The following is a 12,358-nucleotide window of genomic DNA, read 5'->3' on the forward strand; positions in this document are numbered from 1 at the left end:
GCTGCTAGGTGGTTTCGCGCGGAACGAGAGTGAGAATGGGTTGCCGATCCCAGCCGGCCGGGACGGCGGCGGCTGCGCCCGCCACTTCGAGAATCTTTGCAGAGAGCGAACGTGCCGGCACGGTCAGGTTGATCGCGATGGTCGTGAGTGCTGGGCCGGTCATCGAACCGGCAAGCAGGTTGTCGACCCCGATGATCGCCAGATCGTCCGGCACGAGGACCCCGTCGCTTCGGCACGCTGCGAGGATGGCCAGGGCAACCAGGTCGTTGAAAGCCGCGACTGCCGTGACTCTCGAATCTCGGGTCCACGTTTCGACCGCGGATCGGGCACTCTCGGTGGAGTACTGAACGGGCACAGTGATCGGGGGATCAAGGCCTAGTTCGCGACACGCGTCCGTGGCCCCCAGTAGACGTGGTTCGTAGAAGGCACGCTCTCGTGGGTCGGCGCCGGCGCCGAACCCGATCCGCTCGTGCCCCTGCTCGACGAGGTGCTGCACCTGCATGCGTCCGACCGCACGTTGGTCCAGGCCGGTGACGATTCTGTTCTCCGGCTCGAAGATGTTGTCCAGCAGAGCAATTCCCGCTCGGCGGACGGGTTCGGCGTCGGGAGTCGGCAGCGCTCCGAAGGCCACGACGACCGCAGGCTGTACGTGCGCCCAGAGCTCCGCGAGTGGCTTGCTGCTACCGGCGCTGTGCACGAACAGGCAGGCGTAGCCGGACTCGCCGAGGACCTGGCTCAGCGTTATCTTGAACTCTTCGAATGCCTGCGCGATCGGAAAGTCAGGCTGGACGCACAGCACAACGTTGCTGCGCCCACTGCGCAGGGTGCGGGCAGCGGCAAAGGGTACGTATCCGAGCCGTTGTGCGGCGGCGAGCACGGCTTGTCTGGTCTCGGGTGGAATTGTCTGATCACTGCGGTCGTTGAGCACGAAGCTCACCGTCGTCTGCGAGACGCCTGCCTCGCGGGCGACGTCTTTACTGGTGATCCTGGCCATGGCTCTCCCGGCTTCGCGTTTCACCGAGTCTATTGCGCTCGTCGCAGAAGACCGCTACCGTTCACTAATACGAATTAGTGATTCGCATCACCGGACAATCGAGGAAGCCTATGATCGACGTCGAGGTCTCGACAAGACCGGTTCACTCCGCCGGGCTCGGTCGGTTGTTGACCTTCCTGCTGCCGGCAACGACGGCAATGTATGCCGTCTACAACGGAATTCAGCAGATCCTGCTGCCCGCACAGGTCGAAGCTATCGATCCCGAGTCGAAGGTCGGCAACCTGGCGTTGATCACGACGCTGGCCGCAATCGCATCGATGCTGGCGCTACCGATCGGGGGAGCGGTCTCGGACCGCACTCGCTCGCCGTTCGGCCGCCGCACGCCGTGGATAGTCGCGATGTCCGTGTTGTCGGCGATTCTGCTGGTGGGGATGGGGCTCAGCGCGGGGATAGTCGTCCTGACGTTCGCCTGCGTGATCGTGTGGTTCACGACGAACTTCTACCAAGGCGCATTTTCGGCAATCTTGCCCGACAGGGTGCCGGTGGCGCGACGTGGCCTGGCCTCGTCGGTGCTAGGTCTCGGTGCGCCTCTCGGCATCTTGTTCGGTGTCAATGTGGCCAGTCGGGTCGACCAGGTCTGGGGCTACGCCATCCTCGGCCTGTGCCTCGTCGTGTCGAGCTTCGTGCTGGTCGTCGGTGCGAGGGAGGCGTCCTCAGTCGATATGGCGGTGGTGGCGAGGCCACCTCGGCGAGCGTCGGTTGCGTTACGCGCGTTCTTCGAGGCGTTCGGAAGCAAAGACTTCGGGCTGGCTTTCCTCAGCAGGGCGTGTCTGTCGCTGGCCTACTTCACGGTGAACGGTTACCTGTTCTATTCGATGCAGGACTACATCGGGGTCGAGAACATTCCGGGCGGCAACGTCGCCGTCGCGGTCAGCACGCTGGCCACGATCTCGGTGGTGACATGGACGATCGTTGCCATCTTCGCGGGTTGGCTTGCGGACAAGCTCGATCGCCGCAAGCTGTTCGTGGGAATCAGTTCGGTCGGGCTCGGCGCATCGATGTTCGTGCCGATCATCAGTCCGACATGGCACGGCATGGTCGCCTTCGCGATTCTGTCCGGAGCCTTCATCGGCACCTACTACGCCGTGGATCTTGCTGTCATGTCACTTGTATTGCCGGACAAGGACAATGAGGGCCGAGACTTCGGCATCCTCGCTGTCGCGACTGGACTTCCGCAAATCCTGTCGTCGGTTGTTGCCGGAGTGCTGATCACCTGGCTCGGCGGATACATCGCCCTCTTCGTGTTCGGTGCGGTCTGCGCGTCGATCGCCGGGCTCATCATCATGCGGATCCGTTCGATTCGCTGACCTCTCAACTTGGAAAGGCCGCCAGATGGCAATCGCCCACACCCCCGACGGGGTACGTATCTGCTACGACACATTCGGTGATCCGAAAGCGCCACCGCTCCTACTCATCCAGGGGTTGGGTGGGCACATGCTCGGCTGGCACCCCGAGTTGTGTGCCGCGCTCGCCGACGCCGGGTTCTATGTCGTCCGGTTCGACAACCGTGATGTCGGACTGTCTCAAAAGTTCCCCGACGGCGGCTACAGGCTGGCAGACATGGCCACCGACACCGCCGGTCTGCTGCGGACACTCGGGATCGACTCCGCGCACATAGTTGCGCAGTCGATGGGCGGAATGATCGCCCAGGAGTTGGCAGTCGACCATCCGGATTTCGTGAGGTCGCTGACGTTGATCTATACGGCGCCGAATCACCGCAGCACCTTTTCCGGCCAGGACCTGGTCGAAGAACGAATGGCGTTGCCGCGAGCAGAGAATCGAGCCGACGCTGTCGAGTTGTACGTCCGCAACGAAGCCGCCTGCTCCTCGCCCGGCTATCCGACAGATGTCGACTGGCTGCGCACCCTCGGCGGGCTCATGTACGACCGCGATTACGACCCGGACGGTGCCGCTCGGCAGCTGGCCGCAGTCTTTGCTTCGCCGGACCGCTCGGGTGCCCTACCGAAAATCGCCGTCTCGACGACGATCCTGCACGGCGACGGTGACCGCCTGATCGATCCGGCAGCAGCCAAGGCACTGCACGAACTGATTCCCGGTTCCACATTGACTATTTTCCGAGGTATGGGCCACGAGCTCCCACGGCCGCTGTGGTCCGACATCGTTGCGCTCATCAGCGGCAACGCAGCATGCATTTCGACCACGCCATCCCACTCGAACGGAGCTCGGCCATGAACGGAGAAAAGGGGAAGCGGCGCCGCGCACTCCTCGGCGGACTGTGTGCTTTGCTGGCAATCGTCGCGACCATGTTCAACGGCGGTATCGCTTCCGCAGAACCGGTGCTCACCCCTGACCGGGATCCGTTCTATGCGGCCCCACCCAACCTCGCAGGCTATGCCAATGGCGCCATTCTGAATTCGCGGCAGTCGGCGCTGTACGGCCTTCCACTTCCGGTGAACGTGTGGCAGGTCCAGTACAAGTCGACAGACGCCGACGATCGAGCGACCACAGGGGTTACGACCGTGATGGTGCCCGCGACGCCGTGGTTCGGTCCGGGTCCAAGACCGGTGGTGAGCTACCAGATGGCCGAAGACGGTCTGGGAATTCAATGCGCGTCGTCGTATGTCATTCGCGCAGGTATCGCGGCCGGACTCCAGAACGGCCAAGACCAGGAGACTCCGATAGCTGCCCTGATGCTGTCCCGCAATTGGGCTGTCGTCGTCTCGGATTATGAAGGCCCACAGGAACGATTCCTCGACCGCCGCCAGACGGCGCACAGTGGTTTGGACGGAATTCGCGCCGCACTCGCCTTTCCTCCAGCGGGCCTTTCGCCCGCATCGCCGGTGGCCGCGTTCGGCTATTCCGGTGGCGCCTTCGCCACTGTTTCGCTGATGGAAATACAGCCGCAGTATGCACCGGAACTGAACTTCACCGGCTTCGCTGCGGGCGGGATCCCGGCCGACATTCGTGCGGGCATCCTGATGGACAACGGCACGCACAATGCGGGCCTCGGAGTTATCGCAATCGCGGCCCTGAACCGGCTGAGCCCGGAATTGAATATCCCGGCACAGCTGGACGATTCGAGCCGCGCAGCAATTGCTACTGCCAGCAATCAATGCGTCCAACAGGTCGTGAACGAGAACTCTTTCCGTCGCGTGACCGAGACGTCGGGTGCGGATCTGGCGGGCAACTCGGCCCTGGCTGCTGCTGCCGACAGACAGAAGCCCGGCCAAGCCGTTCCGACCGCACCCATGTACGCGTGGCACAGCAGCCTCGACGACGCATTGCCCATCGCCCCGACCGACGAACTGATCAACGGGTACTGCGCGGCCGGTGTGACGGTGACGTACGACCGCACCGACGTCGCGGGGCACGGTCCAGCAGCCTTTGCCGGATTACCCACCGCCATAGGCTATCTGAGTGATCGATTCGCGGGAGTGCCGCCGCAGGCCGGTTGCCACATCGTGTGATGATCGGCGCGGTTCGGGGTGCTCGCCACCGGGTACACCCGTGACGTGAGCGCCTTCAACCTGATGGCACCGGTGTCTCGGTGGAATACCGCCCAGAACGGCACGGCCCGCCGCCCGATCAGCATCACGACTGCGGCCAATTCGCTCGACGACCAGTATCGGGTCCGCGTGCGGAGGTGCGCGATCGTGTCCTCGTTGCAGCTGTTCGCGTTCTTGCTGGCCGGCGTGGTCTACGGATTCGTCGGAATCGGTTGGGTGTCGTTGGCAATCCTCGGACTCGCACTTCCGGCGCCGTGGGCGGTGGCTCATGTGATCGACGACTTGCCGCCGTGGGAAGGCGTGACCCACATTGCGCGCGGCGAGTTGACCCAAATCGGTCGGGTGTCCGACTGATTAATCGCGCCTGAGCTGTCCAGGTCATGCGAAACTCGGTAGGCCGACCTAGGAGACCCGTGGCCTACATAAAAGCAGCGCAGCGCGAAACGCAGATCGTGACCGCAGCAGTTCAGGTACTCAGCGCCGTGGGAGTGCCGGGCACGACATTGCGCGCCGTCGCGACGGAGGCAGGCATTCCGTTGGGCACACTGCACTACGTGTTCCCGACCAAGGATGAGATGTTGCGTGCCGTCATCGCCACAATCATCGACGACGTTTTGGTTGCGGTCCAGGCCGATCTCGAGCTGGATCGGGGAGTCGCCCATGCGATCAGGCATGGGGTTGCAAGTTTCTGGGACAAGTTGGTCGACGGCGAGGTCGGACTCCAGGTCATGCAGTACGAACTCGCGATGTACTCGGTTCGGAGCCAGGATTCGGGGAGCCTGGCCCGCCTGCAGTACCAGCGCTATACGTCGCTTGTTACCGAGTTCTGCGAGCAGGCGGCACAGGCGGCGGGCGAGCGCTGCGCTGTCGACTTCGAGACTCTCGGGCGCCTCTCACTCGCCATGGTCGACGGCCTGATCGTGCAGTACGTGGCGAACCCTGATCCTGATCGTGCCCGACGTGACCTCAACCGTGCGGTCGACATGATTGTCCTGTTCGCCGATCCGCAGCCCGTGGGCCGTCATACCGCCTGACCGTCGCGAAGCTGGTTCGTCACTTTCCTTGCAAATGGGGCCTTCAGTGTGGCCTACTAAAAATGTCGGTCGGTTGACCGACTTAGACTTTCTATCGACGACTCGTACACGGGGAAGAGGACCGCATGGAACAGGATCCGACACCGGCACCGGCAGAGCAGGCTTCGACAGTCGGCACGACTGTGGTGGTGGTCGGCGCTGGTCTGTCGGGATTGATCGCGGCGCGCGAACTCATGCGCAACGGAATCGACGTGATTGTCCTCGAGGCCGCCGACCGGGTTGGCGGCCGAGCGATGAGCGAGACAACTGCTCTGGGATCTCGGGTGGACCTAGGCGGTCAGTGGATCGGGCACGATCACCACCGAATCGCGGCCCTGGCATCCGAACTCGGCCTCACGCAATTCCGCATGCACACTGGGCGGCTACCCGTCGTGATCGACGGGCACCGTCGATTGTCGCCCGCCGGGCCCTCGATGTTGCTCACCGCGCTCCTTCTCGTCGGCATAGAACTGTTGTCCCGCATCGGAACCCGCGAACGCTGGAACACCACGACAATCGCGGATTGGCTGCGGAGGGTGCCGGGCCGCAGCCCTCGGCGGTTGCTCGAAGTGATCGCGCTGACCTCCTGGACCGCGGATCTCGACCGGTTGTCCATTCGTTCGATGACGAAGATGATCCGCCTTCAAGGCGGTCTGGCGACGATGCTCTCCACGAGCGGTGGCGCTCAGGAGTCGCTGCTCGTCGAAGGCGCAGGGGCACTGGTCGACAAGCTGGCCGCTGAGCTCGGTCCGCGGGTTCGCACTGGGCACCGGGTCACCTCGATTGTTCGCGGTGACCGTGGTGTGACTGTTGCGACGACGTCGGGTGCGGTGCTGGCGACGAAAGTGATCGTCACCGTTGCGCCACCGATGGCAAGGCGGATCACGCACGAACCCGCGCTCCCGCAGGCGCGAGTCGACGTCGAACAGAACAGCTACATGGGCTCGGTCTACAAGGCGATCGCAGTCTACGAACGGCCATTCTGGCGGCAACGGCACGGCGGTGAATTCCTTGTTCTCGACAAGCCCGGCAGGGCAGTATTCGACACCACGCCGCCGGACGGACCAGGTCACCTGTGTGTACTGGTGGCGGGTCCCGAAGCGCGCAGCCTCGACAGCCTCGACGGCGAAGCTCGTCGCGAAGCATTTCTCGGCGCACTGGTCGCACACGTTGGACCCGAAGTGCTCGCACCCGTGAGCTGGCACGAAAAGTCTTGGCACCTAGATGAATACGTCGGTGGCGGCTATCTGGCATTGCCGGAACCCGGTACCGCTGAGATTATTTCGCCCGTATCGTGGGCGCCGTACGGCGATATCCATTGGGCGGGAACGGAAACGGCTGGCAGTCATGCCGGATATCTCGAAGGCGCCATCGAGTCCGGCGCTCGGGCCGCCTTCGAGGTCACCGAAGCATTGCAGGACCCGCGTTGAGCGAATTGTTCGAGCGGTCAACGCAGTTGCCCGATTGTCCGCCGGGCACGAGTTCGTCGAATGTCGTTTCCGATCGCGGAGCCGATCTCGCGCGACGTCGCCCAGATCTGTCCGGGCCGGTCGGCGAAGGCGCGTGCGGACGCGGCGAGAAGTCGGCGCGGCGTGAACAGCTTTGCTGGGGCCAGATCGTGGTTGAGGACATGGCCGAACAGCCGCGTCGACTCCGTGTCGTCGGCGATGCCGCGCAGCAGCCTGGTGATCAGTGGAGTCGATGTGCCCGGTAGCCCCATGTCTGTTGCAAGCCAGTACATTTCATAGGCATCGCGGTCGCGCCAGCGCCACCAGTTCTGCAGCGGTGCGTCGGTGTCGCCGCCACTGCTGAAGGCGTCACCGATGGTCGCCGCCAATGACCGTGCTTGCCGCAAGGCGTCGGAGATACCCTGTGCCGCAGTGAAATCTTTGAAATGACCCGCATCGCCGACGAGTACCCATCCGGGGCCGGCGGACTGCCTGAAGTAGCCGTGCCAGTCGGTCATCACGCGGATCGGGCCGACCCGGCGAGCGCCATCGAGCAACTCCGGCAGGTCGGGGCAGCGGGCAAGCGCGTCGTTGAAATATGTGTCGCGGGCGGAGTGGAAGTCGGATACGCGGTCGACGTCGACAGCGATTCCGGCCATGTACAACCCGCCATCAGTGGGACTGGCCAAGAACGTCAGATCGCCGACCCGTCCTATCCGCAGCCGGCCCTCCCGATCGTCGACTCCCTCGAAGTACGCCCACGCCGGGATTCGTCCCGGGGGAGTTGTCAGATACTCGGCCGAACCGACAGACTTTGCCACTACCGACTTTCGCCCGTCGGCTCCGACGACGAGTCGAGCATTGATATCGCCGTCCCTACTTCGCACGCCGCGCACTCGACCGGTTGCGTCTTTCAGGACGCCGGTCACCGCGTGGCCGGTCCGGACATCAGCTCCGGCCGCGCTGCACGCGTCGACGAGTGCCGCGTCCAAGGTCAGTCGACGGACGCACAGGCCAGGTGCGCCGAACTCTTCGACGTCGATCGGACCGTCGATCCGCACGTCGTCGTTGATCATCGTGAACCGGTTCAGCGGAACTGCCGTTTCGAGCAGGGCATCGAGCACACCGAGCTCGCCGAGTATTCGGACCCCGCACGGTTGGACGACGTGCGTCGACGGTGTTTCGCTTGGAAACTGCGCTTTGTCGACTACGCACACGCGCAGACCGCGGCGTGCCAACAATGTGGCGAGGGACGCGCCTGCACAGCGTGCCCCGACGATTGCGACGTCGAAATCCTCCATTGCAGTGCTCCTGCTCGATGTATCTTACCAATGGTAAGTCTGCCTCGACAGGAAGAACTTATCAATGGCCAGTTTCGAGGGATATCGTGCGGTTATGGAGAGTGGGCAGCGTCCGTATCACCACGGCGACCTTGAGCGTGCCACGATCGACGCCGCTGTCGCCGAAGTGGAGGGGGTCGGAATCGGTGCCGTGAGCATGCGTGCGATCGCTCGTCGGGCCGGTGTGTCACACGCGGCGCTGGCGTATCGATTCGGGGACAAGTCCGGCATCTTCACGGCGGTTGCCGCGGAAGGGTTTCGGATTGCGACGGACATGATCGCACCTGCTGCGATCGGGCCGGACGGGTTCATCGCGGGTGGGCAGGCCTATGTAGAGTTCGCGCTCACTCACCCGGGCTATTTCGAAGTGATGTTCCGCCCCTATCTGTACCGGCTCGACGACCCGCAGTTGATGCAGGCGCGGAATGCCGCGTTCGACCTGCTGTACAGCAGCGCTCAGGTGAGCCTGCGCGATCTCCATGGCAATGCCGATATTTCGACCGAAGACCTCAACGCTGTGGTGATCGCCGGCTGGTCGCTCTCGCACGGCCTCGCATCCCTCGCCCTCGCCGGAAACCTTGCCGACCGTCTCGGCGCCGATCCCGCAGAACTCGCTCCGCGCATCACCCGAGCGGTCGTCGAGCTGGGATTGCTTGCCGCACGGGGCGCCCAGCCCGCCTGAGGGCTTTCGAGTGATCTCCATCACATCGGGAAGAAATTCGGGGTGGCGACACGTTATCAATCCGTAACAAACGTAGAGCACTCGCGTCCGACCTCGAAAGGTGGATGACATGCACTGGATGGCTGTCTGTATGTGCGGGGCTGCCGCGATCTCTATGTCGTCGTACGCCGTCGCATTCGCCGCGAAACGACGCGAGGCACGACGCGATGCGGACGTGCGCCGTCGCGTCGCAATGCTGTCGCACCCCTCTATGCAGGCGCATGTGCGAACGCAGGTCGATATGGAGACGCTCGGATCCGCCGAAGCCCTGTTGGTGCAAGCCAGACTGGCAGGCAAGGTCGCGGGTGACGCGTATCGGATCCAGATGCAGCGTCTCGCCTCGTTGGACTACTAGTCGCTGGACGAACCGGCCGCTTGCTTCCAACCGTTCCAGTACGTGACCTCGTCGACCGGTCGGCGAACAGCAGGCTTGAAATCGGTCCCCTTCGTGTATGCGACGGGGATGAGCGCAACCTGGGTGACCGTGTCGGGAATGCCGAGCAACTCGGCAGCCTCCCTTTCCTGATAAAGGTGCAACGTCGTGTAGACGGACCCGAGGCCGCGGCTGCGTAGCGCGAGCTGAAACGACCACACCGCCGGAACGATCGATCCGAGAAACCCCGCCCACCCCGCCGTCGGCGTACCCTCCGGCACTCTCCCCAGCAAGCATGCGACGACGAGAACGGGCACTCTTTCCAAGTTGTTCGCCAGGTAGTCGGCCGAGGAGTGCACGCGTTCCTGCTGCGCTGCCTTGTCGGCGGGCACCCCCGCCGTCGGATCGGTCGATCCGTACGCTTTGCGCCAACCGGCGCGGTAACACTCGGCGAGGCCACTGCGTTTGGCCTGATCCGTGACAACGACGAACCGCCAGCCCTGCGAATTCGAGCCGGTCGGTGCTTGGAGTGCAATCTCGAGGCACTCATTGATGACATCGGGTTCGACCGGTCGTTCCAGGTCGAGACGCTTCCGAACAGCACGTGTCGTTGTTGCTACCTCGTCGAAGTCCACGGGTTCCACGATAGGCCCGCGAAGCTACTCGATCTTGGAATCGGCCTGCCACTTCTTCCGCCACTCGCGTGGAGAGGTCTCGTGGTTGTTCCGGAAGACGCGGGTGAAGTACCCGGGGTCGGACATTCCGACGCCGTGTGCGATCTCGCCGATCGGCAGGTCGGTGCTTGCGAGAAGCTGTCTCGCTGTTTGCATGCGTCGCTCGATAATCCATTCCTGTACTGTCCGTCCGGTTCGGCGTCGGACGACAGTTGTGAGGTGCCCGGGAGTGATACCGACGATGTTGGCGACATCGCGCAATGACAGCGCCTCGGTGTGCTGGCGGTCGATGACCTCGAAGACGGTGGCAAGTAGCGGTTCGCCACGGTTTCGTAGTTCGCCGACCACGTCCGTCGTCAGTCGCGCGAGGTCGATCAGAAGGAGCGTCAGATAAGCCAGCGCTGCCTGGCGGTAGCCGTCTTGCCGGGCGGTCGTTTCGGTCTCGATCGCGATTATCGTCCGTTCCCACTGGGCGCTGTGTTCAGCGGGGAGGTCGACGCGCAGTACGCCGTCAGGACGTCCGTGCAGGAACGGCGAGAGTAGCGGATGGGCGTGCCAGGTCGACCACGGTGAATGCTCGCCGCCCGCGAGGGCTGCGGGATCGAAGAAGACAGTGATACTGCTCGACGGTGTTCGTATCGCCGACGTGTCGATGGTCTGGCCGGGTGCAACCACGTACGCGGCGTTGTCTTCCCCGACGTAGGCGAGGAGCGGGAAGTCGTGGATATGCGGATGATTCGTGTCATCCGGACTGTGCTTGTCGAGCCGGAGTACCGAAACCGGCGGTGTTCCGGGATCTGTGCGATACGCGAAGACCGGCACGCCTCGGTTGTGGCGGACCATTCGTGTAGCGCGGGACCTGACGTCGGACACCAACCGAAGATAATCCAATTCTCGCCGAGAATCACCCGACTACTCAGTAGGGCAATCGATCACGATGGAAGCATGACGAAACATCATCCCGAACGTATGCCATCCGGCCTTGGGCATGGACGCGACTACCTACCCGCCGCGGGTCGCGATGCATTTCTACCGGGCTACGATCTGCTCACTCGGCTGGCCGGCATGCCCAAGGTGTACGAGAGGCTGATAGCTGAGGCGCAGTTGCACGACGGGCACCGCGTGCTCGAAGTTGGTTGCGGTACAGGCAATCTCACTGTGCGAGTCGCGAACGCAGGCCGCCGAGTGGAGGTTGTCGGTCTGGATCCGGACCCGAAGGCCCTGGCTCGGGCACAGCGAAAGGCAGCCGGACTGACCGGGATCCGTTTCGAGCACGGATTCGGTGAGGAAATGCCGTATGCCGACGGTTCGTTCGACCGTGTGCTGTCGTCGATGATGTTTCATCACCTCGACGAGCAGGCGAAGGTTGCTGTTGCCGGCGAGGTCTTTCGGGTGCTGCGCCCGGGGAGCAGCCTTCACCTGGTGGACATCGGCGGCGAGATGACCTATTCGGACGGATTCGCAGCGCGGCGACACATGCGCGGCCATCACAGCAGCGGAAATCTCGGTGATTCAATCCCAAGGCTGTTGCAAGCCAACGGATTCGATTGCACCGTCGTAGCGTCCGAGCGGCACCGCCTGCTGGGCCGGCTCACCTATTACCGTGCCGTCCGAACTACCTGATCTTGTTTGGGTGGCCCGACCGTGGGGTATCGGCCCGCCACCCGCAGGGCGGGTCGGTGTTAGCCCGAGGGTGGGTTTCCTGTCCTTCGCGGATCCCGAAGGGTAGGTACCACGCCAGGCGGCGACTTGCCCCGACCGAGAAGAGGACAAAAATGTTCACCAGCCCAATTCGCACCCGCGCAATCGCAGCGGTTTTCAGTCTGACAATTGCCGGCCTCGGCGCCGGTGTGATCGGCGGCGGAACGGCTCTGGCGGACGATGGCATCGCCGAGGCAGCGTTCCTCCAGGAGATCGGTATCAACAACGCGACGCTGCCGGGCAAGTCGTCCGCCGAGATGATCGCTGCGGGTTACGCGTCGTGCGCCGACCTCGCGGGCGGTGTCTCGGTGCTCGACGAAACAAGCTCGATCGAGCAGCTCTACCAGTTCGACCAGGGCACCCTCTTCCTGAGCGCGGCCACGACGAACCTGTGCCCGGGGTTTGCCGGCTGACCTCGCGGTACCAGTGCCGAGGAAGTGGAAAATTCGAAAAATCTGGGTAAGGGTTGTCGTATCTGGTTCGACGCGTTCGTGGAGAGGGTAGAGG

General features: G+C 63.5%; 14 protein-coding genes. 10 read left to right on the top strand and 4 right to left on the bottom strand.

The annotated features are described in order from the left end of the window. Positions 1 to 4: 4 nt before the first annotated feature. On the bottom strand, positions 5 to 994 hold the full coding sequence (locus tag JGU72_RS21145; RefSeq protein ID WP_199686001.1) for a LacI family DNA-binding transcriptional regulator: 990 nt from the start codon (positions 992 to 994) through the stop codon (positions 5 to 7). Positions 995 to 1,104: 110 nt separating this feature from the next. On the opposite strand from JGU72_RS21145, the gene JGU72_RS21150 reads away from it, so the two are divergent. The 6 genes from JGU72_RS21150 (at position 1,105) to JGU72_RS21175 (ending at position 7,024) form a co-directional block, all read left to right on the top strand. Continuing rightward, positions 1,105 to 2,361 (top strand): MFS transporter, encoded by a 1,257-nt coding sequence (locus JGU72_RS21150; protein WP_199686002.1) that lies wholly within the window; start codon positions 1,105 to 1,107, stop codon positions 2,359 to 2,361. A gap of 25 nt (positions 2,362 to 2,386) precedes the next feature. Then, entirely contained in the window at positions 2,387 to 3,247 is an 861-nt protein-coding gene (locus tag JGU72_RS21155) for an alpha/beta fold hydrolase (RefSeq protein ID WP_199686003.1), read from the top strand. Then, positions 3,244 to 4,482 carry a lipase family protein gene (locus JGU72_RS21160; RefSeq protein WP_199686004.1) on the top strand — a complete coding sequence of 413 codons (1,239 nt, stop codon included), beginning with the start codon at positions 3,244 to 3,246 and terminating at the stop codon, positions 4,480 to 4,482. Before JGU72_RS21155 ends, JGU72_RS21160 begins: the two co-directional genes overlap by 4 nt. Positions 4,483 to 4,527: 45 nt before the next feature. After that, positions 4,528 to 4,875: a DUF3099 domain-containing protein gene (locus tag JGU72_RS21165; protein ID WP_307828532.1), complete on the top strand. Its 348-nt coding sequence runs from the start codon at positions 4,528 to 4,530 to the stop codon at positions 4,873 to 4,875. A 59-nt stretch (positions 4,876 to 4,934) separates the two neighbouring features. Next, complete coding sequence (locus JGU72_RS21170) at positions 4,935 to 5,555, top strand: TetR/AcrR family transcriptional regulator (protein WP_199686005.1); 621 nt, start codon at positions 4,935 to 4,937, stop codon at positions 5,553 to 5,555. Positions 5,556 to 5,680: 125 nt separating this feature from the next. Then, positions 5,681 to 7,024 carry a flavin monoamine oxidase family protein gene (locus JGU72_RS21175; RefSeq protein ID WP_199686006.1) on the top strand — a complete coding sequence of 448 codons (1,344 nt, stop codon included), beginning with the start codon at positions 5,681 to 5,683 and terminating at the stop codon, positions 7,022 to 7,024. Positions 7,025 to 7,041: 17 nt separating this feature from the next. Here JGU72_RS21175 and JGU72_RS21180 read toward each other — a convergent pair whose 3' ends face one another. After that, a complete protein-coding gene (locus tag JGU72_RS21180; RefSeq protein ID WP_199686007.1) occupies positions 7,042 to 8,343 on the bottom strand; it encodes an NAD(P)/FAD-dependent oxidoreductase in 1,302 nt (433 codons plus the stop codon). Positions 8,344 to 8,437: 94 nt separating this feature from the next. Here JGU72_RS21180 and JGU72_RS21185 point away from each other — a divergent pair, with 94 nt between their 5' ends. After that, entirely contained in the window at positions 8,438 to 9,064 is a 627-nt protein-coding gene (locus JGU72_RS21185) for a TetR/AcrR family transcriptional regulator (RefSeq protein ID WP_199686008.1), read from the top strand. A gap of 109 nt (positions 9,065 to 9,173) precedes the next feature. Continuing rightward, complete coding sequence (locus tag JGU72_RS21190; RefSeq protein WP_199686009.1) at positions 9,174 to 9,458, top strand: hypothetical protein; 285 nt, start codon at positions 9,174 to 9,176, stop codon at positions 9,456 to 9,458. Here the strand turns inward: JGU72_RS21190 and JGU72_RS21195 are convergent. Further along, positions 9,455 to 10,120, bottom strand: coding sequence for a nitroreductase family protein (locus tag JGU72_RS21195; RefSeq protein WP_199686010.1), 666 nt, complete (start codon positions 10,118 to 10,120; stop codon positions 9,455 to 9,457). The genes JGU72_RS21190 and JGU72_RS21195 overlap by 4 nt on opposite strands. 15 nt (positions 10,121 to 10,135) lie before the next feature. Continuing rightward, positions 10,136 to 10,993 carry a helix-turn-helix transcriptional regulator gene (locus JGU72_RS21200; protein ID WP_199686130.1) on the bottom strand — a complete coding sequence of 286 codons (858 nt, stop codon included), beginning with the start codon at positions 10,991 to 10,993 and terminating at the stop codon, positions 10,136 to 10,138. Positions 10,994 to 11,095: 102 nt separating this feature from the next. On the opposite strand from JGU72_RS21200, the gene JGU72_RS21205 reads away from it, so the two are divergent. Continuing rightward, on the top strand, positions 11,096 to 11,773 hold the full coding sequence (locus JGU72_RS21205; protein WP_199686011.1) for a class I SAM-dependent methyltransferase: 678 nt from the start codon (positions 11,096 to 11,098) through the stop codon (positions 11,771 to 11,773). A 152-nt stretch (positions 11,774 to 11,925) separates the two neighbouring features. Next, a complete protein-coding gene (locus tag JGU72_RS21210) occupies positions 11,926 to 12,264 on the top strand; it encodes a DUF732 domain-containing protein (protein WP_199686012.1) in 339 nt (112 codons plus the stop codon). The last annotated feature ends 94 nt before the right edge of the window (positions 12,265 to 12,358 follow it).

Source organism: Antrihabitans auranticaus, from assembly GCF_016481275.1.
GTDB lineage: Bacteria > Actinomycetota > Actinomycetes > Mycobacteriales > Mycobacteriaceae > Antrihabitans.